This window comes from Vibrio mexicanus (assembly GCF_001012815.1).
Lineage (GTDB): Bacteria > Pseudomonadota > Gammaproteobacteria > Enterobacterales > Vibrionaceae > Vibrio > Vibrio mexicanus.
On record NZ_JYJP01000144.1, the window covers coordinates 80,116 to 103,200 of the forward strand.

The 23,085-nt window shown below is 45.5% G+C and carries 16 protein-coding genes and 5 pseudogenes; 20 read left to right on the top strand and 1 reads right to left on the bottom strand.

Annotated features, from left to right (window positions below; all coding sequences use genetic code 11):
* Positions 1 to 19: 19 nt before the first annotated feature.
* The gene (map, locus tag UA76_RS21670) at positions 20 to 895 is read right to left on the bottom strand and encodes a type I methionyl aminopeptidase (RefSeq protein ID WP_047049943.1); all 876 of its coding nucleotides are present in this window, start codon (positions 893 to 895) and stop codon (positions 20 to 22) included.
* 365 nt (positions 896 to 1,260) lie between these two features.
* Between map and rpsB the strand changes: the two genes are divergently transcribed.
* The 20 genes and pseudogenes from rpsB (at position 1,261) to glnB (ending at position 23,084) form a co-directional block, all read left to right on the top strand.
* Positions 1,261 to 1,989, top strand: coding sequence for a 30S ribosomal protein S2 (gene rpsB, locus UA76_RS21675; protein ID WP_047049945.1), 729 nt, complete (start codon positions 1,261 to 1,263; stop codon positions 1,987 to 1,989).
* 131 nt (positions 1,990 to 2,120) lie between these two features.
* Positions 2,121 to 2,963 carry a translation elongation factor Ts gene (gene tsf / locus UA76_RS21680; RefSeq protein WP_047049947.1) on the top strand — a complete coding sequence of 281 codons (843 nt, stop codon included), beginning with the start codon at positions 2,121 to 2,123 and terminating at the stop codon, positions 2,961 to 2,963.
* 175 nt (positions 2,964 to 3,138) lie between these two features.
* Positions 3,139 to 3,870, top strand: a complete 732-nt coding sequence (gene pyrH, locus UA76_RS21685) for a UMP kinase (protein ID WP_047049949.1) — start codon at positions 3,139 to 3,141, stop codon at positions 3,868 to 3,870.
* A gap of 99 nt (positions 3,871 to 3,969) precedes the next feature.
* Positions 3,970 to 4,526, top strand: a pseudogene (frr, locus tag UA76_RS21690) (ribosome recycling factor).
* Between the two features lie 93 nt (positions 4,527 to 4,619).
* Positions 4,620 to 5,375, top strand: a complete 756-nt coding sequence (locus tag UA76_RS21695; RefSeq protein WP_047049950.1) for an isoprenyl transferase — start codon at positions 4,620 to 4,622, stop codon at positions 5,373 to 5,375.
* A gap of 14 nt (positions 5,376 to 5,389) precedes the next feature.
* Positions 5,390 to 6,232: a phosphatidate cytidylyltransferase gene (locus UA76_RS21700; protein ID WP_047049951.1), complete on the top strand. Its 843-nt coding sequence runs from the start codon at positions 5,390 to 5,392 to the stop codon at positions 6,230 to 6,232.
* Positions 6,233 to 6,277: 45 nt separating this feature from the next.
* Positions 6,278 to 7,486 (top strand): 1-deoxy-D-xylulose-5-phosphate reductoisomerase, encoded by a 1,209-nt coding sequence (gene ispC, locus UA76_RS21705; RefSeq protein ID WP_047049952.1) that lies wholly within the window; start codon positions 6,278 to 6,280, stop codon positions 7,484 to 7,486.
* Positions 7,483 to 8,840: pseudogene (gene rseP / locus UA76_RS21710) on the top strand (sigma E protease regulator RseP). The gene ispC and the pseudogene rseP overlap by 4 nt, the downstream one beginning before the upstream one ends.
* A 39-nt stretch (positions 8,841 to 8,879) precedes the next feature.
* Entirely contained in the window at positions 8,880 to 11,315 is a 2,436-nt protein-coding gene (gene bamA, locus UA76_RS21715) for an outer membrane protein assembly factor BamA (RefSeq protein WP_047049953.1), read from the top strand.
* A 25-nt stretch (positions 11,316 to 11,340) separates the two neighbouring features.
* Positions 11,341 to 11,840: pseudogene (locus tag UA76_RS21720) on the top strand (OmpH family outer membrane protein).
* Positions 11,841 to 11,851: 11 nt separating this feature from the next.
* Positions 11,852 to 12,886 carry a UDP-3-O-(3-hydroxymyristoyl)glucosamine N-acyltransferase gene (lpxD, locus tag UA76_RS21725; RefSeq protein WP_047049954.1) on the top strand — a complete coding sequence of 345 codons (1,035 nt, stop codon included), beginning with the start codon at positions 11,852 to 11,854 and terminating at the stop codon, positions 12,884 to 12,886.
* A 94-nt stretch (positions 12,887 to 12,980) separates the two neighbouring features.
* On the top strand, positions 12,981 to 13,433 hold the full coding sequence (gene fabZ / locus UA76_RS21730) for a 3-hydroxyacyl-ACP dehydratase FabZ (protein ID WP_047049976.1): 453 nt from the start codon (positions 12,981 to 12,983) through the stop codon (positions 13,431 to 13,433).
* Between the two features lies 1 nt (position 13,434).
* Complete coding sequence (lpxA, locus tag UA76_RS21735; RefSeq protein WP_047049955.1) at positions 13,435 to 14,223, top strand: acyl-ACP--UDP-N-acetylglucosamine O-acyltransferase; 789 nt, start codon at positions 13,435 to 13,437, stop codon at positions 14,221 to 14,223.
* Between the two features lie 100 nt (positions 14,224 to 14,323).
* A pseudogene (lpxB, locus tag UA76_RS21740) lies at positions 14,324 to 15,477 on the top strand (lipid-A-disaccharide synthase).
* Positions 15,470 to 16,093 carry a ribonuclease HII gene (gene rnhB / locus UA76_RS21745; RefSeq protein ID WP_047049956.1) on the top strand — a complete coding sequence of 208 codons (624 nt, stop codon included), beginning with the start codon at positions 15,470 to 15,472 and terminating at the stop codon, positions 16,091 to 16,093. The pseudogene lpxB and the gene rnhB overlap by 8 nt, the downstream one beginning before the upstream one ends.
* Positions 16,094 to 16,246: 153 nt before the next feature.
* Positions 16,247 to 19,725 (top strand): annotated as a pseudogene (gene dnaE, locus UA76_RS21750) (DNA polymerase III subunit alpha).
* A 45-nt stretch (positions 19,726 to 19,770) separates the two neighbouring features.
* On the top strand, positions 19,771 to 20,730 hold the full coding sequence (gene accA, locus UA76_RS21755; RefSeq protein WP_047049958.1) for an acetyl-CoA carboxylase carboxyl transferase subunit alpha: 960 nt from the start codon (positions 19,771 to 19,773) through the stop codon (positions 20,728 to 20,730).
* 186 nt (positions 20,731 to 20,916) lie between these two features.
* Positions 20,917 to 22,251, top strand: coding sequence for a tRNA lysidine(34) synthetase TilS (gene tilS / locus UA76_RS21760; protein ID WP_047049959.1), 1,335 nt, complete (start codon positions 20,917 to 20,919; stop codon positions 22,249 to 22,251).
* Between the two features lie 35 nt (positions 22,252 to 22,286).
* A complete protein-coding gene (locus tag UA76_RS21765) occupies positions 22,287 to 22,598 on the top strand; it encodes a c-type cytochrome (RefSeq protein WP_047049960.1) in 312 nt (103 codons plus the stop codon).
* A gap of 147 nt (positions 22,599 to 22,745) precedes the next feature.
* A complete protein-coding gene (glnB, locus tag UA76_RS21770) occupies positions 22,746 to 23,084 on the top strand; it encodes a nitrogen regulatory protein P-II (protein WP_047049961.1) in 339 nt (112 codons plus the stop codon).
* Position 23,085 lies beyond the last annotated feature (1 nt).

The window sequence follows — 23,085 nt, forward strand, 5'->3', positions numbered from 1 at the left end:
GGATATTGTTTGAAGGAATTTAGTTGTTTAACAAGCGTGGGATGGTGTCGTCGCTTCGTAGCGTAAGAACTTCGCAGCCTGTTTTCGTGACGAGAATAGTGTGTTCCCATTGTGCCGACTTTTTGCCGTCGCCAGTATATACCGTCCAGTTATCTTCCACATCAACGCTACAGCCGAACTTACCTGCATTGATCATTGGTTCAATGGTGAAACACATGCCTTCTTTCAGCACGCGGCGATCGTGGTTTTTATAGTGAACAACCTGTGGCTCTTCGTGGAACTCATCACCAATGCCATGACCACAGAAGTCCTTCACAATAGAGAACTTGTTACGCGGGTTCTTTTTGTTGTTCTCTTTGATGTATTTTTCGATTGCTGTGCCGATGTCACCAACAGTTGCGCCAGGTTTTACTTTACGCATACCAATGTACAGCGCCTCTTGCGCGACCATAGAAAGGCGTTTGTCTGCAGGAGAAACGTCACCCACTAGGAACATTTTTGAGGTATCACCGTGGTAACCTTCTGGGCGAGTAGAGAGATCCGCATTTTCGTCATTAGGAACGATAACCGTGATATCAACGTTGACGATGTCGCCACTCTTCAAAACAGCTGGCTTTAGCTGGCCATTTGCACCCATCTCGTCTTGAGAGGCCGGAATGCCGTGACAAACGATATGATTGATTGAAGTACAAATTGATTTTGGAAAACCATGGTAATCAAGTGGTGCTGAGTAAGCGCCACGCTCCAGAGCATAGTTATGACAGATGTCATTAAGCTCTTCCGTGGTTACGCCTTCTTTCACGTGAGGCTCAATCATTTCGAGGATTTCTGCGGCCAGTTTGCCTGCAATGCGCATACGTTCGATTTCGTCAGCGGTTTTGATCTTGATTGTCATCAGTATTCTCTATCTACTTCGCTAGTACTCTGAGGTACGAATTTTGCGGTATTCTAACAGGATGCATTTAAAATGTGTATGTTGCGCACATTCACTCGTAGCATGAATCGTTCAAAAGATTGCCGTGATTAAGGGAAATATCGACTTTTTACTAGCCAAATTGCCTAGAAATATGGTATAAAGCGCGCCGGAAACATGGTCCGTTCTCTCCACTTCTTTTAATGTTAGCGGCGAAGCGGCTCAGTTCCACTAAACTTATATCTTTAAATCACACACATTCCGACACATGTTCCGGGGTGCCCGCCATTAAGGCAGGGTCGGACACATGGGGGATGTGGAGGCCTAACCCCATAGAGGATTTTAAAATGGCAACTGTATCAATGCGCGATATGCTTAAAGCTGGTGTTCACTTCGGTCACCAAACTCGTTACTGGAACCCAAAGATGAAGCCATTCATCTTCGGTGCTCGTAACAAAGTACATATCATCAACCTAGAAAAAACTGTACCAATGTTCAACGACGCTCTAGCTGAACTAGCTAAAGTTGGCGAGAAGAAAGGTAAAGTTCTATTTGTTGGTACTAAGCGCGCTGCATCTGAAGCTGTTAAAGAAGCTGCTATCGCAAGCAACCAGTTTTACGTTAACAACCGCTGGTTAGGCGGTATGCTAACTAACTACAAAACTGTTCGTCAGTCTATCAAGCGTCTAAAAGACCTAGAAGCTCAAGCTCAAGACGGTACTTTCGACAAACTAACTAAGAAAGAAGCTCTAATGCGTACTCGCGAAATGGAGAAGCTAGAGAAATCTCTTGGTGGTATCAAAGACATGGGCGGCCTACCAGACGCTCTATTCGTAATCGACGCTGATCACGAGCACATTGCAGTTAAAGAAGCAAACAACCTAGGTATCCCAGTTTACGCTGTAGTTGATACTAACTCTAACCCAGATGGCGTTGACTTCGTTATCCCAGGTAACGACGATGCTATCCGTGCAGTACAGCTATACCTAAACGCTGCTGCTCAATCGGTTACAGAAGGTCGTAACAAAGACGTAGCTGCAGCTGCTGAAAAAGACGGTTTCGTAGAAGCTGAATAATAGCGGCTCTGTGTCACACTTGGTTTATGCGAAATGCTGTTGCAACATAAACTAAGTTATAGTTAGCATCAGGGGCCGATAATGTAGGCCCCTGATTTTTACCAAATCCAGAATTGACTGAGGAATAGAGAATGGCTGTAACTGCTGCTCTAGTTAAAGAACTTCGCGAGCGCACTGGCGCTGGCATGATGGAATGTAAGAAAGCGCTTGTTGAAGCAAACGCTGACATCGAACTAGCAATCGAAAACATGCGTAAGTCTGGCGCTGCTAAAGCTGCTAAGAAAGCAGGTAACGTAGCTGCTGAAGGCGCAATCATCATTAAAGAAGAAAACGGCGTTGCTGTTCTTCTTGAAGTTAACTGCCAAACTGACTTCGTAGCTAAAGATGGCAACTTCACTGCATTTGCAGAGAAAGTTGCAGCAGACGCTCTAGCTTCTAAAGCTTCTGTTGAAGAGCTAGTTGCTAAGTTCGAAGAAGAGCGTGTTGCTCTTGTTGCTAAAATCGGTGAAAACATCAACATCCGTCGCGTACAGTACGTTGAAGGTGCTGCACTAGCTTCTTACCGTCACGGTGAGAAAATCGGTGTTGTTGTTGCTGGTGAAGGCGATGCTGAAACTCTTAAGCACGTTGCAATGCACGTTGCTGCTTCTCGTCCAGAGTTCGTTAACCCAGAAGACGTACCTGCAGACGTAGTTGAGAAAGAGAAAGCGGTTCAAGTTGAAATCGCAATGAACGAAGGCAAGCCTGCTGAAATCGCTGAGAAGATGGTTGTTGGCCGTATGAAGAAATTCACGGGCGAAATCTCTCTAACTGGTCAAGCGTTCATCATGGAACCTAAGAAGACTGTTGGCGATCACCTGAAAGAAAAAGGTGCTTCAGTTGCTACATTCGTTCGCCTAGAAGTAGGTGAAGGTATCGAGAAAGCTGAAGAAATGAGCTTCGCTGAAGAAGTAGCAGCAGCTCAAAAAGGTTAATCCCTGAGTTTTGCTTACTATTTAGACCGTAGCCATGGCTGCGGTCTTTTTACGAATGGCTAACGTGTTTTAATTGAATAGTGATTAGTCGTAATGAATAGATATAGTGCGGAATTTGCTTTGTTTCTATTCATGACTGCTAATCAACAACTCTCATATTTGGAAGGTAAACTCCATGACTACAAACCCTAAACCAGCATATCAACGTATCCTGTTAAAACTGAGCGGTGAAGCTCTTCAAGGCGAAGAAGGTTTTGGTATTGACCCTACGATTCTAGATCGTATGGCGCAAGAGATTAAAGAGCTCGTTGAACTGGGTGTACAAGTTGGTGTGGTTATCGGTGGTGGTAACCTTTTCCGTGGTGCAGGTCTTGCTGAAGCAGGTATGAACCGCGTTGTTGGTGATCACATGGGTATGCTAGCAACAGTGATGAATGGCCTAGCAATGCGTGATGCACTTCATCGTGCATACGTTAATGCGCGTGTAATGTCTGCAATTCCTCTAAAAGGCGTTTGTGATGACTACAACTGGGCAGACGCAATCAGCCAGCTACGCCAAGGTCGTGTTGTGATTTTCTCTGCGGGTACAGGTAACCCATTCTTCACTACTGATTCTGCAGCGTGTTTACGTGGTATCGAGATCGAAGCGGATGTTGTATTGAAAGCAACAAAAGTTGACGGCGTATTTACGGCTGACCCAGTAGCAAACCCAGATGCAGAGCTGTATGATAAGCTATCTTACACAAGCGTTCTTGAAAAAGAACTGAAAGTTATGGACTTAGCAGCCTTCACTCTTGCACGCGATCATAAAATGCCAATCCGTGTTTTCAACATGAACAAGCCAGGTGCGCTTCGTCGTGTAGTGATGGGTGAAACTGAAGGCACGCTAATCAGCGACGCTGAATAATTAGATTCAATGCTGCCAACTGTGACGTTGGTAGCTTTGCCTTTGAATGATGACAGATTAGTCTTTGTTTAGGACAGAACACAAATTTAAGGTGAAATTGTGATTAACGAAATCAAACAAGACGCTCAAGAGCGTATGGAAAAAAGTGTTGAAGCACTAAAAAATAACCTAGCAAAAGTTCGTACAGGTCGTGCTCACCCAAGCCTTCTATCTGGTATCTCAGTTGAGTACTACGGTACGCAAACACCACTTAACCAAGTGGGTAACGTTGTTGCTGAAGATGCGCGTACACTTGCAATCACAGTATTCGATAAAGAGCTTGCACCTAAAGTAGAAAAAGCGATCATGCAATCTGACCTTGGCCTAAACCCAATGTCTGCAGGTACGGTAATTCGTATCCCTCTGCCACCACTAACAGAAGAGCGTCGTAAAGACTAGTTAAGATTGTACGTGGTGAAGCAGAAGGCGGCCGTGTTGCGATCCGTAACATTCGTCGTGATGCGAACAACGAACTTAAAGCGCTACTGAAAGACAAAGAAATTTCAGAAGACGAAGATCGTAAAGCGCAAGACGAGATCCAAAAGATCACTGATGCTGCTGTTAAGAACGTAGATGAAGTTCTTGCATCAAAAGAAAAAGAGCTAATGGAAGTTTAATCCATAGCACTACATCGTTGAAAAACGCTGTGCTCGCAGCACAGCGTTTTTTTATGCTACTCTGACTCCCCGATTCAATTCAGCTGTTCCTATATGCAAAACTCACAAATTTCCTCAGACTCTCTACCGCAACATATCGCTATTATTATGGACGGCAATGGCCGCTGGGCTAAAGAGCAAGGAAAGCCACGTGTATTCGGTCACAAGAATGGTGTTACAGCCGTTCGCAAGACCATCAATGCTGCTGTGCGACTTAATATCAAAGCAGTGACTCTGTTTGCATTTAGCAGTGAGAACTGGCAACGACCTGAGGAAGAAGTGGGGTTATTAATGGAGTTATTCATCTCTGTTCTTTCTACAGAGGTTAAAAAACTTCATAAGAACAATTTAAGACTTCGAGTGATTGGCGATAAAACTCGTTTTAGTTCGCGATTGCAGAAAAAAATTCAAGACGCAGAGCAGTTAACTGCGAATAATACAGGTATGGTGATCAACATTGCTGCAAACTACGGCGGCAAATGGGACATCTTACAAGCGACAAAGCAGCTTGCGCAAAAAGCTGTTGACGGCGAGCTTACTGTTGATGAGATCTCGGAAGAGATGATGACTCAGCATTTAACAATGTCTGACATTCCAGAGGTTGATCTACTAATACGAACGAGCGGTGAATGCCGTATTAGTAACTTTATGCTTTGGCAGCTTGCTTACGCTGAAATGTACTTTACTCCAATCTATTGGCCTGAATTTAACGAAGACAGCCTCGCTGACGCAGTATCTTGGTTTGTAAATCGTGAAAGACGATTTGGCTGTACCGGAGAGCAAGTAAAAGCTCTGATGAATAATCAATAAAGGGTTGATTTGATTTGAAACAACGCATCATTACCGCGCTGATTTTAGCTCCCCTAGTTATCCTGGGGATTTTTAAGTTACCTATGCTGGCTTTTGTAGCCGCGATTGCAGCAGTGACGACTATTGGTTACTGGGAATGGACTCAGTTTGTCGAACATAAATCTCGTTATGTTGCTTTAATCCCAGCTCTTCTTATCAGTGCACTTAGTCTTTTTGCTATCCCTTTTGATATTGAAAGCCTCAATCAACTACTTCCATCTCACTACTTAATACTCTTAATTGGGTGCCTGTGGTGGATAGCTTCGAGTATTTTGGCGATTACTTATCCTAAATCTCGTCCATTGTGGGAAAACTCTAATATTGCCCGTCATCTGTTCGGCATTCTGACCCTATTACCTTTCTTCTGGAGCGTAATACTGCTCCGTGCTGAAGGCGTTGACGCAAACCCATATCATGGAGCTAAGTTGGTACTGTTTGTGTGCTTTATTGTGTGGGCGGCAGACAGTGGCGCTTACTTTGCAGGAAAAAGCTTGGGCAAACGCAAAATGGCCCCGCATGTTAGTCCGAACAAAACGATTGAAGGTTTAATTGGCGGTATTATTACTGCAGTGATTGTTGCATGGTTTAGTGCTCAATGGTTTGACCTACAATTTAGTAGTCCCTTTGTCATGATAATGATCACCTTAGTGACAGTTGTGATCTCGGTATTGGGTGACTTGGTCGAAAGTATGTTCAAACGGGTATCGGGCATCAAGGATAGCAGTAACATCATTCCAGGCCATGGTGGTGTCCTCGATCGCATTGATAGTTTGACGGCTGCCTTCCCCGTTTTTGCTTTTCTGTATTTCATTTTCTAAATTAAAGGCAAGATTTTCTTGCCTTTCTAATAGCGGTTTCAATTCATGCGTAAGCTAACAATCCTTGGTGCGACAGGCTCCATAGGCGCAAGTACTTTTAAAGTCGTGGGTCAAAACCCAACTGAATTCTCTATCGTTGCTCTTGTAGCAGGTACCAACGTGGAGAAAATGGCTGAGTTATGCATGCAATGGAAGCCGAAATACGCGGTAATGGCTACCGAGCAAGCGGCAAAAGCCTTACAAGTGGTACTTGCTAAGCTTCCGGTGAAAATCGAAGTTCGCTTTGGTGTCGATGCGATGTGCGAAGTGAGTGCATTTGATGAAGTTGACACTGTGATGGCTGCAATTGTTGGCGCTGCGGGTTTATTACCTACCATGGCCGCAGTAGAGGCAGGTAAGCGCGTACTACTGGCAAACAAAGAAGCATTGGTCATGTCAGGCCAACTGTTTATCGATGCCGTTGAACGTTCTGGTGCCGAGTTGCTTCCTGTTGATAGCGAGCACAATGCCATTTTCCAATGCCTGCCAGCTAGTGCTCAAATTCAAATGGGGCGATGTGATCTCGCAAAAGAGGGAATCAGCCACATCCTGCTGACTGGGTCTGGCGGTCCGTTCCGTTACAGCGACCTTTCGGAGTTAGAGAGTGTTACTCCCGAACAAGCAATCGCTCACCCTAATTGGTCTATGGGGCCTAAGATCTCGGTAGATTCCGCGACAATGATGAACAAAGGTTTGGAGTTCATCGAAGCAAAATGGTTGTTCAACGCAAAGCAAGAGCAGCTCAAAGTTCTTATTCACCCTCAATCTGTTATTCATTCTATGGTTCAGTACCAAGATGGTTCTGTGCTTGCCCAGATGGGGGAGCCAGATATGGCAACACCAATAGCACTCACTCTTTCATACCCTGAGCGCATTCCAGCTGGTGTTAAGCCTTTGGATTTCACACAAGTCGGTGAGCTGACATTTCTAGCACCAGACTACAACCGTTATCCTTGCTTGGAACTTGCTATGCAGGCCTGTTACGAAGGGCAGCATGCGACGACTTCATTAAACGCGGCTAACGAGATTGCCGTCGCGGCTTTTCTAGATAATGCGATACGCTTTACAGATATAGCGCGAATCAATCATCATGTAATGTCAAAAGTGTGCGCGACAAACAATCACTTACACAGCCATGACTTGGAAAGCTTATTGGACCTAGATAGAATGGCCCGAGTTATTGCCAGCGAAACGGTCCGCGAGTATTCACGATGAACGACATTCTTTGGAATTTTGCCTCCTTTGTCATTGCACTGGGTATATTAGTTGCTGTCCATGAGTTCGGCCATTTTTGGGTGGCTAGACGTTGTGGTGTCAAAGTTGAGAAGTTTTCGATCGGCTTTGGTAAGTCCATCTGGCAGCGCACGGCGAAAGATGGCACCGAATACAGCATCTCTATGATTCCTCTTGGTGGCTATGTCAAAATGCTCGATGGTCGAGTTGATGATGTTCCTGCTGAGCAACAGCAATTTGCCTTTGATAAAAAGCCGCTCTGGCAGCGTACGTCTATTGTCGCCGCTGGTCCGATATTTAACTTCATATTCGCCATCGTGGCTTATTGGTTAGTTTTTCTTATTGGCGTTCCGGCCGTTAAGCCGGTTGTTGGCCAAGTCTCCCCAAGTTCTATAGCAGCTGAAGCTGGCCTTGAACCAGGTATGGAACTTAAAGCGATATCTGGCGTCAAAACTGCGGATTGGGAATCGGTGCAAATGCGCCTCATTTCCCATATTGGCGATCGTCAGCTGACTATGACGGTTGCACCAGCAGAAGGTGTTGGTTTAGAGCAAACCAAAACATTATCGCTCGAGAACTGGAACTTTGACCCAGAAAAAGAGTCTGCAATGGGGCGCTTGGTTTTGTGCCGTACACCCCTGAAATCGTTCCAACATTGACGAATGTGTCAGAGGGTGGAGCAGGTTCTAAAGCAGGGCTACAAATTGGTGATACTCTCGTCGCCATTGAAGGTAAAAGCATTGAGCAATGGAGTGATGTAGTCACTGCAATTCAGAACAGCCCGAATGCTCCACTGAATATGACGGTTGAGCGCGCGGGCCAGAACCTTGATATTCGACTTGTCCCGGAAAGTAGGGATGTAGGACAAGGTAATGTACAAGGCTTTGCTGGAATTGCTCCTCAAGTCTCAGAATGGCCGGATAACTATCGATTTGAACTCCAATTTGGTGTAATTGAATCTATCGGTAAAGCTTTCGATAAGACGGTGCAAGTGGTCGGCTTAACCGCGAGCATGCTAAAAAAACTCGTGGTTGGCGATGTTGGGTTAAATAACCTCAGTGGCCCAATATCGATAGCGAAAGGCGCGGGTGCAACCGCGGATTATGGTTTAGTTTATTTCTTAGGTTTCCTCGCGCTGATTAGCGTAAACCTAGGCATTATTAATTTGGTACCACTGCCGATGCTAGATGGTGGTCACCTACTGTTTTATGCAATTGAGGCTGTCATTCGCCGACCAGTACCAGAAAAAGTACAAGAAATCGGTTTCCGTATTGGTGGCGTGATCATTTTCTCGTTGATGGCGATTGCAATATTTAACGATTTTACTCGCCTCTAACCCGGGCAATAGTTGTAGTAAGGACTAACTAAAACAAGTATGGCGATGAAAAAATTAGCGCTAGCAACACTGTTGGCCAGCAGTGTTTCAGTGACCAGTGTTGCTGCAAGTGAGACGGATGGCTTTGTCGTTGAAGATATCAAAATTGAAGGTCTTCAGCGTGTTGCTCTAGGTGCTGCCCTCCTTAATATGCCTGTGCGCATCGGCGACAGTGTTGATGGGCAAAACGTAGCGGAAATTATTCGCGCTCTATATGCGTCTGGTAATTTCGAAGATGTGAAAGTACTTCGCGATGGCGATGTTCTGGTTGTTCAAGTGAAAGAGCGCCCGACGGTGGCGAGTATCTCTTTCTCGGGCAACAAAGCGATCAAAGATGAACAGCTGCAGCAAAACTTAGACGCATCCGGTGTTCGTATTGGTGAAGCTTTGGATCGCACTGCGCTTGCGAACATAGAGAAAGGCTTAGAAGACTTCTATTACAGCGTTGGTAAATACAACGCAACGGTACAAGCGGTTGTGACTCCGCTACCTCGAAATCGTTCTGACCTTAAATTTGTCTTTACTGAAGGTGTGTCGGCGAAAATTAAGCAGATCAACTTTATTGGTAACGAAGTTTTTAGTGATGCTGAACTACTGAGCCGTTTTAACCTCAATGTTGATGTCGCGTGGTGGAATTTCCTAGCCGATGACAAGTACCAAAAGCAGGTACTTGCCGGTGATATTGAAGCGCTTCGTTCATACTACCTTGATCGTGGATATTTGAAGTTTCAGGTTGATACAACTCAAGTTGCCATTTCACCTGACAAAAAAGGCGTATACATCACTCTAGGTATTGATGAAGGTGAAGCTTACAGTATCGATGAAGTGAAGTTCCGCGGTGAACTCATTGGTAAAGAACAAGAGTTCAAAGATCTAGCGCCATTTACTTCTGGTGACGTATATAACGGCTCTGCTGTGACGCGCTTAGAAGAGGATATCAAACGAGTTCTTGGGGAAGCGGGCTACGCGTATCCACAAGTTAACACGATTCCTGAGTTTGATGATGAGAACAAGCAGGTTTCGCTGGTTATTAATGTAGAAGCGGGCAACCGTATCTATGTGCGTGATATTCGCTTTACGGGCAATAACTCGACGAAAGATGAAGTACTGCGTCGCGAGATGCGCCAGATGGAAGGGAGTTGGCTTAACTCTAAAGCAATTGAAACCGGAAAGGGCCGTCTTAACCGTCTAGGTTATTTTGAAACGGTAGATGTACAAACTCAGCGTGTACCAGGTAGTGATGACCAGGTTGATCTCGTTTACTCTGTTAAAGAAGCAAACTCGGGCAGCATCAACTTCGGTGTTGGTTACGGTACTGAGTCAGGCGTAAGTTTCCAGGTTGGTCTGCAGCAAGATAACTTTGCAGGTTCCGGTAATCGCGTTGGTATTAACGCAATGATGAACGATTATCAGAAGAACGTGAGTTTAGACTATCGTGATCCGTACTGGACAATTGATGGTGTCAGCTTAGGTGGCCGAATTTTCTACAACGAATTTGAAGCATCAGAAGCGGGTATTGTTGACTATACCAACGAAAGTTACGGTACTAGCTTAACTTGGGGTTTCCCATTCGATGAACTGAACCGTTTTGAGTTTGGTGTGGGTTACACACATAACAAGATCGGTAACCTGTCTCCTTACCTACAGGTCGAGCAGTTCCTTCGTTCACAAGCAAGTAACATTGACTCCGACGGCTCACTTAACACAAATGACTTCGATGTTAACGTGTCCTGGACACGTAATAACTTAAACCGTGGTATTTTCCCAACGGCGGGTAATCACCAGCGTGCATTTGTGAAAGCAACTGTGCCGGGTTCTGACGTTCAATACTTCAAAGCGCAATATGATGTACGCCAATACTTCCCGATCACGGCGAAGCATGAGTTCGCCCTATTGATGCGTGGCCGATTGGGATATGGTAATGGTTATGGTCAAACCGATGGTCAAGACAACCTATACCCGTTCTATGAGAACTACTATGCGGGTGGTTTCACCACGCTTAGAGGTTTTGGCTCTAACAGTGCGGGTCCTAAAGCTGTTTATCGTATCAATGAGGGAAGCTGTGGTAACAATGGTTGTGATACGGCAACTGACGACTCAGTGGGTGGTAACGCAATCGCTCTAGCAAGCTTAGAGTTGATTGTTCCAACACCTTTTGCCTCAGACGAAGTACGCAGTCAAATTCGAACCAGCGTGTTCCTAGATGCAGCTAGTGTTTGGGATACTGAGTTTGATTATCGTGACAACGGTGCAGATTATGGTGGTCAGTACTACTATGACTACTCAGATCCATCAAACTATCGAGCATCTTATGGTGCGGCTCTTCAGTGGATGTCACCGATGGGCCCATTAGTTTTCTCTTTGGCTAAACCAATTAAGAAATACGAAGGTGATGACGAAGAATTCTTCACTTTCACTATCGGCAGAACCTTCTAACTTAAAGGATAAAATTTTGAAAAACATGATTAAAGTTGCAGGCTTAAGCCTAGCGGTACTCTCTTCTTCTTTTTTTGCTCACGCGGCTGAAGCAGCTCAGAAAGTTGGCTACGTAAATACAGCGCAAGTTTTCCAAGAGCTACCACAACGTGAAATCGTGCTTCAGACGATGCAAGAAGAGTTTAAAGATCGCGCTGATGAGCTAAAGAAAATCGAAGCGAATGCTAAGACTAAGATTGAAAAGCTGCAACGCGATGGCGAGCTAATGAGCCAGAAGAGGTTGAAGCTTTGCGTCTAGAGATTGGTCAACTAGACAATACATTTAAGCTAAAAGCTCAATCTCTTGAGAAAGCGACTCAACGTCGTGAAGCTCAAGAGAAGCAGAAACTATTCAAAGTCATTCAAGATGCTATTGCTAAAGTATCTGAAAAAGAAGGCTACGACTTAGTTGTTGATGTTCAAGCGGTAGCGTTTGCGAACCCTGACTACGACATTTCTGAAAAAGTAATTAGCTCACTAAAATAATAAAATAGCTTATGAATAAAACGATTACGTTAGCACAGCTTGCTGAAATAACCGGTGGAGAGTTGCATGGTGATATTGCCGCAACAGTCTCTATGGTTGCTCCAATGGATAAAGCTCAGGAAGGTCATGTGACTTTCCTATCCAATCCGAAGTACGCAAAACACCTTGACCAGTGCCAAGCTACAGTAGTGATGGTAAAAGCAGCACAGAAAGAACAATGTGTTGGCAATGTTTTGGTTGTTGATGACCCTTATGTCGCATTTGCCAAAGTGGCTCAAGCGTTGGATACAACACCATCACCAGCCCAAGATATTGCCCCATCGGCGGTAATCTCTGAAACGGCTAGCTTAGGCAACAATGTTTCAATTGGCGCTAATGCGGTGATTGAAGCAGGGGTATCTCTTGGAGACAACGTTGTTATTGGTGCGGGTTGCTTTATTGGTAAAAATGCCTCAATTGGTGCGAATACTAAGCTTTGGGCTAACGTAACGATTTATCATGATGTGGTAATGGGCACTGACTGCTTGGTTCAGTCAAGTACGGTTATTGGTGCTGATGGCTTTGGTTATGCGAATGAAAAAGGTGAGTGGATTAAAATTCCTCAACTTGGCACAGTACGCATTGGCAATCGCGTAGAAATTGGTGCATGTACCACAATCGACCGCGGTGCACTTGAAGATACTGTTGTTGAAGATAACGTCATTCTTGATAACCAATTACAAATCGCCCATAACGTTCACATCGGATATGGTACAGCTATGGCTGGTGGTACTATTGTTGCCGGCAGTACAACGATTGGTAAATACTGCATTATTGGTGGTGGCTCGGTGATTAACGGCCATATTGAGATTGCTGATGGCGTGACCATTACCGGAATGGGTATGGTTATGCGTGGCATTTCTGAAAAAGGCATGTACTCATCAGGCATCCCGCTGCAGCCGAATAAAGAGTGGCGTAAAACCGCAACTCGAGTTCATCGAATTGATGAGATGAACAAGCGCCTAAAAGCTCTAGAGAAACAGTTAGAGCAAAAAGAGGAATCTTAATTCCACTTTTTATTTAGAAGGCTCGCGTCTCGCGAGTCTTTTTCTTCTATAATGCGCACAGAAAAATTTTAAGAATTGACATAGGAATATGACTTTGACTACTGAAAAAAAGACGATGGACATCACTGAAATTCAGGAATTGCTTCCACATCGCTACCCGTTCTTGCTGATCGACCGTGTTACGGATTACGAAGAAGAAAAATACCTTACAGCAATTAAAAACGTATCAGTTAATGAGCCTCAATTCACAGGTCATTTCCCACAACTTCCAGTGTTCCCTGGGGTTCTTATTTTAGAAGCGATGGCACAGGCAACAGGCCTTCTTGGTTTCAAATCATTTGGTGCACCTGCAGATAATGAGCTTTACTACTTTGCAAGTGTTGATAAAGCTAAGTTCCGCAAGCCAGTAGTACCAGGCGATCAGCTTGTTATCGAAGTTGAGTTTATTAAAGAGCGTCGCGGCATTGCTGCATTTAACGGTGTGGCTAAAGTCGACGGTGAAGTTGTTTGTTCTGCAGAGCTAAAATGTGCTCGTCGAGAGTTCTAATATGATTCATGAAACAGCTCAAGTTCATCCTAGTGCCGTAGTTGAAGAAGGTGCGACTCTAGGCGCTAATGTAACCGTAGGTCCATTTACCTATATCACGTCAGATGTGGTTATCGGTGACAATACCGAAGTGATGTCTCACGTGGTGATTAAAGGTCACACGACGATTGGTAAAGAGAACCGAATCTTTCCTAATGCAGTGATTGGTGAAGAAAACCAAGACAAGAAGTACGGTGGCGAAGCTACCACAGTGGTTATCGGAGATCGCAATGTCATTCGTGAAGCGGTGCAGATTCACCGTGGTACGACGCAAGACAAAGCGACAACCGTAATTGGTGATGATAACCTACTGTGTGTGAATGCGCACGTTGCACACGACGTGATTGTCGGTAATCACACCCACATCGGTAATAACGCGATTCTTGGTGGTCATGTAACGGTTGGAGATTATGCGGGCGTCATGGCGCTGTCTGCTATTCACCCATTCTGTACCGTCGGTGCATACGCCTATGTCGGCGGCTGCTCAGCTGTGGTTCAAGATATCCTGCCGTACGTACTTGCCCAGGGTAACCACGCTACGCCTTTCGGTCTTAACTTGGTTGGCCTAAAGCGCAATGGCTTTGAAAAGCCAGAGTTAAGAGCGTTGCAAAAAGCGTATAAAGAGATTTATCGCTCAGGTAAAACACTGGAAGAAGTTAAGCCTATCCTTGCTGAAATGGCAAAAGAGTGGCCTTCTATCCAGCCAATGTGTGACATGCTAGAAAGCACTGAGCGTGGCATTATTCGTTAATCGCCTTTGAACTTAACATCGAAAGATCGTAGCGTCTCGTTGCGATCTTTTTTGCGTTTTAAGACAGCAACATTACCACTATCAAAAAGAGTAACCCGTAATGGATAGACCGTTAAAGATTGGAATCGTCGCCGGAGAGCTTTCTGGGGATACCTTAGGTGAAGGCTTCATCAAGGCGATAAAGCAGCGTTACCCTGATGCAGAGTTTGTTGGTATCGGTGGACCTAAGATGATCGCCCAAGGTTGTGAATCGCTTTTTGATATGGAAGAACTGGCGGTTATGGGGTTGGTGGAAGTACTTGGCCGATTGCCGCGTCTATTGAAAGTGAAAGCTGAGTTGGTCCGCTACTTCAAAGACAACCCACCCGATGTTTTCATTGGTATAGATGCACCAGATTTTAACCTGCGCTTGGAAAAATCTCTTAAAGATATCGGCATTAAAACGGTTCACTACGTTAGCCCTTCGGTTTGGGCGTGGCGACCAAAGCGTATATTCAAAATCGATGCAGCGACAGATTTGGTTTTAGCCTTTTTGCCATTCGAAAAAGCTTTCTACGACAAATACAATGTCGCGTGTGAATTTATTGGCCATACCTTAGCCGATGCGATTCCTCTTGAAAGTGATAAAGCGGCAGCGCGAGATCTTCTCAACCTCGACCAAGACAGAAAGTGGTTAGCCGTTTTGCCCGGTAGCCGTGGTGGTGAGGTTGCACTGATTGCAAAACCCTTTATAGAAACCTGTCAGCGCATTCATGCTACGCACCCAGATATGGCTTTGTTGTTGCTGCCGTAAACAAAAAACGCCGTGAGCAGTTTGAGAAAATTTGGCAAGAAACCGCACCTGAGCTTGAGTTTGTGATCATTGAAGATACCGCTCGCAATGTCATGACCGCTTCCGATGCAGTCTTGCTAGCATCAGGCACTGTTGCTCTGGAATGTATGCTAGTGAAACGTCCAATGGTGGTTGGTTATCAGGTCAATAAACTGACTGGTTGGATTGCAAGAAAGCTGTCTATTACCAAGTTTGTTTCTCTACCAAACGTTTTAGCTGACGAAGAGTTAGTCAAAGAGCATATTCAGGAAGAGTGTCATCCAGACTTTCTGTTTCCTTCGATGGAAAAAATTCTTGAGAATGACAACTCTGCGCTCATCGAGAAGTTTACCCAGATGCATGACTGGATTCGAAAAGATGCCGACCAGCAAGCGGCGCGCGCCGTCATTAACTTAATTGCAGAGAGCCAATCCAATGCCTGATAAAAAGAAAAAGCCGGAACTTCCTCCTTTTGAATACCCTACAGGTTACCAGTTAATCGCAGGTGTCGACGAAGTAGGACGTGGACCACTTGTCGGAGACGTGGTGACTGCTGCAGTGATTCTTGACCCTAATAATCCAATTGAAGGTCTTTCGGACTCGAAAAAACTCAGCGAGAAGAAACGTCTTGCTCTGTTCCCAGAGATTAAAGAAAAAGCACTGGCTTGGTCGGTAGGGCGATGCTCTCCGAGCGAGATTGATGAACTGAATATATTACAAGCGACGATGGTTGCAATGCAGCGTGCTATCTCTGGTTTGGCAATACAGCCAGACTTAGCATTGATCGATGGAAATAGAACGCCAGATCTACCAATGGATGCTCAAGCAGTGGTCAAAGGGGATTTGCGCGTCGCTGAAATCAGTGCGGCCTCAATCATTGCGAAAGTCGTCCGCGATGATGAAATGGATCAACTGGATGAAAAGCATCCTGAGTTTGGGTTCGCAAAACACAAAGGCTACCCAACCAAAGCGCACTTCGAAGCAATTGAAAAACATGGGGTGATCGATGAGCACCGCAAGAGCTTCAAACCCGTTAAGAAAGCGCTCGGTATTGAGTAGAGACGGTTTGCTCCCATTTCACCTGTATTAATCTCCGATCCTTAATCGGATTACGCTAAACTTAGACGCTTAGCGCCATATGTTGTAAGGCAGCTTTGACTTGTCTATAAAGTCTTAAGTTTGCCCAAAAAGTAAAGAAACCTGGAATATTTGATGTCAGATCCAAAGTTTATTCACCTTAAAGTTCACAGCGACTTCTCAATGGTTGATGGCCTATCTAAGGTCCCGCCACTGGTTAAGAAAGTGGCGGAAATGGGCATGCCAGCCATGGCTTTGACGGACTTTACGAACTTATGTGGTCTGGTTAAATTCTACGGGACGGCGCACGGTTGTGGTATTAAGCCAATTATCGGTGCAGATTTTGCGATGCAGTCTAGCGAGTTTGGGGACGAGTTGACCAAACTTACGGTTCTCGCTGCCGATAATGAAGGTTATAAAAACCTCACTTTGCTCATCTCTGAAGCCTACCTTCGTGGTCACGTACAACATCAGCCAGTGATTGATAAAGAGTGGTTAGCCAATCACGCGAAAGGCTTAATTATTCTTTCTGGTGCGAAGAATGGTGAAGTAGGCAAGGCGCTGCTAAAAGGCAATAAAGCCCTTGCTGCAGATGTAGCGGCTTTCTATCAAACTCACTTCCCTGATCGTTTCTATGTGGAATTGACGCGTACTGGCCGCGCTGATGAAGAGGCCTATCTTCACTTCGCGCTGGAGTATGCTGAACAATACGATTTCCCAGTTGTGGCGACTAATGATGTGGTGTTCTTGACACCAGACTTTTTCGAAGCGCACGAAATTCGTGTAGCGATTCATGACGGCTTTACACTTGATGACCCGCGCAGACCCAAAAACTACAGCAATCAACAGTATCTTCGCACTGAAGAAGAGATGTGCGAGCTGTTTGCGGATATTCCAGAAGCGCTACAAAACAGTGTCGAGATTGCCAAGCGCTGTAATGTGACCGTTCGATTAGGAGAGTACTTCCTGCCTGCATTCCCAACTGAAGGGATGGAAGAAACAGAGTTCCTAATCAAAAAATCTGAAGAGGGGTTGGAAAGACGTCTAGCATTCCTGTTTCCTGATGAAAAAGTGCGTGAAGAGCGACGCCCTGAATACGATGAGCGCCTGAAAATTGAACTCGAAGTAATCAACAACATGGGGTTCCCAGGTTACTTCTTGATCGTAATGGAGTTCATCCAGTGGTCGAAAGACAATGCGGTTCCTGTTGGACCCGGCCGTGGTTCAGGTGCCGGCTCCTTGGTGGCTTACGCACTTGATATCACCGACCTTGATCCGCTGGAGTACGACCTACTCTTCGAACGTTTCTTGAACCCAGAACGTGTATCCATGCCCGATTTCGATGTCGATTTCTGTATGGATAAACGTGACCAAGTGATTGACCACGTGGCAGAAATGTATGGTCGTGATGCGGTATCTCAGATCATTACCTTCGGTACCATGGCGGCAAAAGCGGTTATCCGAGACGTTGGCCGCGTGTTGGGACACCCGTTCGGCTTTGTTGATCGAATTTCAAAACTCATTCCGCCCGATCCGGGCATGACGCTAGAGAAAGCTTTCAAAGCCGAGCCAGCGCTGCCTGAACTGTATGAAAAAGATGAGGAAGTCAAAGACCTCATCGACATGTGTCGCATCTTAGAAGGGTGTACACGAAACGCGGGTAAGCACGCGGGTGGTGTTGTAATCTCACCAACGACTATTACCGATTTTGCTCCTATTTATGCTGATGCGGAAGGTAACTTCCCGGTAACTCAGTTTGATAAGAACGATGTAGAAACGGCCGGATTGGTTAAGTTTGACTTCTTAGGTCTGCGAACCTTAACCATCATCGATTGGGCGTTAGGGCTGATTAACCCAAGGCTTGAGAAAGAAGGCAAAGATCCAGTTCGTATTGAGTCGATTCCTCTAGAGGACCAAGCCTCATTTAATCTGCTACAAAACTCTGAAACGACAGCGGTATTCCAGCTCGAATCTCGCGGCATGAAAGAGTTGATCAAACGACTGCAACCAGACTGTTTTGAAGACATCATCGCACTGGTAGCACTTTTCCGTCCTGGCCCGCTTCAATCGGGGATGGTAGATAACTTCATCGACCGTAAGCATGGCCGAGAAGCTATTTCTTATCCGGATGAAACATGGCAGCACGAATCGCTGAAAGAGATCCTTGATCCTACATATGGCATCATCCTTTACCAAGAACAGGTAATGCAGATCGCGCAGGTTCTGTCTGGCTACACATTGGGTGGTGCGGACATGCTGCGTCGTGCAATGGGTAAGAAAAAGCCAGAAGAGATGGCGAAGCAGCGTGCAACCTTCGAAGAAGGTGCGATTGCCAATGGGGTTGATGGCGAACTTGCATGAAGATCTTCGACTTGGTAGAGAAGTTTGCAGGTTACGGCTTTAACAAGTCGCACTCGGCTGCCTACGCGCTTGTTTCTTATCAGACCTTGTGGCTTAAAACCCATTACCCTGCGGAGTTCATGGCAGCAGTAATGACCGCCGATATGGATAACACCGAGAAAGTGGTCGGCCTGGTAGACGAGTGTCTGCGAATGAAGCTAAAAGTGCTTCCGCCAGACATCAATTCCGGCCTCTATCGATTTAATGTGGATGAGACAGGTGCGATCGTTTACGGCATCGGTGCGATTAAAGGTGTTGGTGAAGGCCCAATTGACGCTATCTTAGAAGCGCGCAATAAAGATGGTCACTTTAAAGATCTATTCGATTTCTGTGCGCGCATTGATCTGAAAAAGGTCAATAAACGAGTGATTGAGAAGCTTATCTTTGCCGGTGCATTGGACCGTTTAGGGCCACACCGAGCAGCGTTAATGGCGTCACTCAATGATGCGGTGAAAGCGGCGAGTCAACATCACCAAGCGGAAGCGTTTGGTCAAGCCGACATGTTTGGCGTGCTCACCGATGCGCCTGAGGAAGTAGAGCACAAGTACACTCAAGTTGAACCTTGGCCAGAAAAAGTCTGGTTAGAAGGGGAGAGGGACACACTTGGGCTTTACCTCACAGGACACCCAATTAATGCGTATCTTAAGGAACTGGGTAAGTACACCAGTTGTCGACTAAAAGACGCAACACCAACAAGACGCGATCAGTCGGTCACGATTTCTGGCCTTGTCATTGCGGCTCGCGTGATGACGACCAAGCGTGGAACCCGAATTGGATTGATGACTTTGGATGACCGAAGCGGTCGAATGGAAGTCATGTTATTCTCGGATGCCTTGGATCGCTACGCAGAATTGTTAGAAAAAGATAAAATTTTGGTGGTTTCGGGACAGGTCAGCTTTGATGATTTCAATGGTGGTCTTAAAATGTCCGCGCGCGAAGTCATGGACTTAGGAAGTGCACGCGAAAAATATGCACGTGGTATTTCCGTTTCTGTGAACGAATCCCAGATAGACGGTCAATTTTTTGAGCGCTTTAGCAACATTCTAGAGCCTCATAGAGCTGGCACAGTGCCAGTCAATGTATATTATCAACGCTCCAATGCGAGAGCTCGCCTAACCTTAGGGACTGAGTGGCGAGTAACCCCGAGCGATACATTGTTAGACGAATTAAAACAACTACTTGGTAAGAACCAGGTAGAACTCGAATTTAACTAATAAATTCAGCCGACAGATTAGGGCTGAGTATAAAAGGATCCATCGATGAGCCTAAACTTTCTAGAATTTGAAAAGCCAATTGCAGAACTTGAAGCAAAGATTGAAGCACTACGTGATGTTTCACGCCATGGTGGTGATACTGCAGTCGATCTAGATAAAGAGATCGAGCAACTAGAGAAGAAAAGCTTAGAGCTTAAGAAGAAAATTTTCAGCGACTTAGGTGCTTGGGAAACGGCTCAATTAGCACGTCACCCACTACGCCCTTACACGCTAGATTACCTAGAGCACGTATTTACCGAGTTTGAAGAGCTTGCAGGTGATCGTGCCTTTGCTGATGATAAAGCGATTGTTGGCGGTATTGCACGTCTAGATGGTCGCCCAGTTATGGTTATTGGCCATCAGAAAGGTCGAGAGACAAAAGAGAAGGTTAAGCGTAACTTCGGTATGCCTAAACCAGAAGGTTACCGTAAAGCATTGCGCTTAATGGAAATGGCAGAGCGTTTCAAAATGCCAATCATTACCTTCATTGATACTGCAGGTGCTTACCCAGGTGTTGGCGCGGAAGAGCGTGGCCAATCTGAAGCGATTGCTAAGAACCTGAAAGTTATGTCAGGCCTTAAAGTGCCAGTGATCTGTAACGTTGTCGGTGAAGGCGGTTCAGGTGGTGCATTAGCTATCGGTGTTGGTGACTATGTGAACATGCTTCAGTACTCTACGTACTCAGTAATTTCACCAGAAGGTTGTGCTTCTATCCTATGGCGTGATTCAGACAAAGCCCCACAAGCTGCAGAAGCGATGGGCTTGATTGCTCCTCGTCTAAAAGAGCTAGAGCTGATTGACGAGATCATCCCTGAACCATTAGGCGGTGCACATCGCAACTACGTTGAGATGGCTGCTAACATGAAATCGACACTGTTGAAGCAACTTGAAGAGCTAGAGCAATTCGATAATGACTCGCTACTAGAGCGCCGTTACCAACGCCTAATGAGCTACGGTTACTGCTAATCTGAGATTTCAGATAGTCATATATCCAAAGGTCAGCCATGTGCTGGCCTTTTTGCTGTTTGCCATTTGAAAGTGCTAAAGACAAGCTTTCCCTTTCAATGTCCCTCGTTTGCATCAATCCTTGTTAGCCCCAAACACAAGCGTGATGTTAAGATAGCCATATATACCCACTTCATAACTAGCCTAATGACTCAGCTTTCTCTCGATATTGATAAGACACTTCAGCAGCTTACCCATGCAAATCGTTTTGTGATCGCATTGAGTGGCGGCTTGGATTCAATAGTTTTGACCACTCTTGTCAAACAGTGGTGTCATGAGAACGATAAGTCTTGTATTGCAGTCCACGTTCACCATGGTTTGAGCGCGAATGCGGATCATTGGGTAGATGTGGTTAAAAACTTCTGCCATCAGATCGAGCTGCAGTGTGTTATCGAGCATGTTCAGTTAGATTTGAACAATGGTGATAGCATCGAGCAGCAAGCAAGACAAAAGCGCTACCAAGCATTAAGCCAGCATATTGGAGATAATGATGTTCTTCTCACTGGCCAACATGCCGATGACCAACTAGAGACATTTCTTCTGGCTTTAAAGCGCGGCAGTGGGCCAAAAGGGCTATCATCTATGCCTCAATGTGCCCCATTTGGTAAAGGCTTCATTGTTCGGCCTTTACTGCAAGTTGCTCGCTCCGAGCTGGAAGCTTATGCACAGAGCCAAAAACTGAAATGGATCGAAGATGAGAGCAACGATGATGAGCGCTACGATCGTAATTTCTTGCGCCATCGAATCGTCCCGGAGCTCAAAATGCGCTGGCCGAGTATTGCTAGTTCTGTGGAGCGAAGCGCCCAATTGTGTGCCGAACAAGAGTCTCTGTTAGACGAGCTTTTGTCTGATAGGTTGGAGAATGCCATCAATGCAGATGGCAGCCTATCAATTGCTCCCTTAGTGGCTATCAGTGATCTCATGCGTAATCGCTTGATTCGAATGTGGTTCGAGCAACTGGGTAAGTTGATGCCAAGTGCCAAACAGCTTAGTCTTATTTGGCAAGAGGTAGCACTAGCGAAAGAAGATGCCAACCCAATCCTAAATGTAGTCGACTGCCAAGTGAGGCGCTTTTCAAACAAGCTTTACTTGGTTGAACGAGGCGAAGACCTAACGCAGTGGACGTACCAAATAACTTTGAATGAACCAGTACAACTTCCTGATGATTTGGGTTGTTTGTGCTTGGAGAAGTGTGGAAGTGGCGGCTCATTATCTCTAAATGAAGAGCAGTTAGCGGGGCTTACCGTAACGTTTGACCCAGAAGGGCTGAGTGCGAAACCCGTTGGTCGCCAGCATAGCCGAAAATTGAAAAAACTCTTTCAAGAGTACCAAGTACCAAGCTGGTTAAGGCGCAGAACACCCATCATTCTATTTGAAGGTAAGGTCGTCGCGGTTGTGGGACTTTTTGTAGACCAAGCGTTTTCCGGACAAGAGTGTGATGTAGTTTGGTACAAAACAACACAATTTGTGCAAGAATTGTAAAAATACTTGATAACAAAGAAAAATAAGGAAGAGCAATGAAAAAAGTCGCAATGGGTCTTGTGCTTGGTTTGGGAATGTTGAGTGGTCAAGCACTAGCCGCAGATGTTGCTGCTGGTCAGGCTAAAGCCGCTGTGTGTGCAGCGTGTCACGGAGCAGATGGGATTGCCGTTATCCCTGGCTATCCAAATCTTAAAGGTCAGAATGAACAGTACTTAGTGACCTCAATGAAAGCCTACAAGAATAAAGAGCGCACAGGTGGACTTGCGGCTGTAATGCAAGCGCAAGCGTCTATGCTAAGCGATGATGACATCGCGAACCTTGCCGCTTACTACGCTAGCTTAAAGTAATTGTGTAAGATTCAAATTAATCATTAAGTATTGAAGAGAGCTCAAGTGTCATACTTGGGCTTTTTTTATTGGTTTTTATCTAAGCAGTTGATTGTTGCTGGTGGCTGGCTGATAATAACCCAAACTGTTGAAGCGTAAGGGATGAGCATGAAAAAGATTGAAGCGATCATTAAGCCATTTAAGCTTGATGACGTACGTGAAGCGCTAGCTGAAGTAGGCATCACGGGTATGACGGTATCTGAAGTGAAAGGCTTTGGTCGTCAGAAAGGGCACACAGAGTTGTACCGCGGTGCAGAGTACATGGTCGATTTTCTACCGAAAGTAAAACTTGAGATTGTCGTGACTGACGATGTAGCCGAGCAGTGTGTTGATACCATCATCGAAACCGCTCAAACGGGTAAAATTGGCGATGGTAAAATCTTTATCACCGATGTGGAGCGAGTTGTTCGTATCCGTACTGGTGAAGAAGACGAAGAAGCGATTTAAA

Coding starts and splice junctions, on each gene's coding strand:
- tsf (WP_047049947.1), top strand. CDS start 2,121: ATGGCTGTAACTGCTGCTCTAGTTAAAGAACTTCGCGAGCGCACTGGC.
- tilS (WP_047049959.1), top strand. CDS start 20,917: ATGACTCAGCTTTCTCTCGATATTGATAAGACACTTCAGCAGCTTACC.
- pyrH (WP_047049949.1), top strand. CDS start 3,139: ATGACTACAAACCCTAAACCAGCATATCAACGTATCCTGTTAAAACTG.
- glnB (WP_047049961.1), top strand. CDS start 22,746: ATGAAAAAGATTGAAGCGATCATTAAGCCATTTAAGCTTGATGACGTA.
- lpxD (WP_047049954.1), top strand. CDS start 11,852: ATGAATAAAACGATTACGTTAGCACAGCTTGCTGAAATAACCGGTGGA.
- bamA (WP_047049953.1), top strand. CDS start 8,880: ATGGCGATGAAAAAATTAGCGCTAGCAACACTGTTGGCCAGCAGTGTT.
- rnhB (WP_047049956.1), top strand. CDS start 15,470: ATGCCTGATAAAAAGAAAAAGCCGGAACTTCCTCCTTTTGAATACCCT.
- UA76_RS21765 (WP_047049960.1), top strand. CDS start 22,287: ATGAAAAAAGTCGCAATGGGTCTTGTGCTTGGTTTGGGAATGTTGAGT.
- rpsB (WP_047049945.1), top strand. CDS start 1,261: ATGGCAACTGTATCAATGCGCGATATGCTTAAAGCTGGTGTTCACTTC.
- accA (WP_047049958.1), top strand. CDS start 19,771: ATGAGCCTAAACTTTCTAGAATTTGAAAAGCCAATTGCAGAACTTGAA.
- UA76_RS21695 (WP_047049950.1), top strand. CDS start 4,620: ATGCAAAACTCACAAATTTCCTCAGACTCTCTACCGCAACATATCGCT.
- map (WP_047049943.1), bottom strand. CDS start 895: ATGACAATCAAGATCAAAACCGCTGACGAAATCGAACGTATGCGCATT.
- ispC (WP_047049952.1), top strand. CDS start 6,278: ATGCGTAAGCTAACAATCCTTGGTGCGACAGGCTCCATAGGCGCAAGT.
- lpxA (WP_047049955.1), top strand. CDS start 13,435: ATGATTCATGAAACAGCTCAAGTTCATCCTAGTGCCGTAGTTGAAGAA.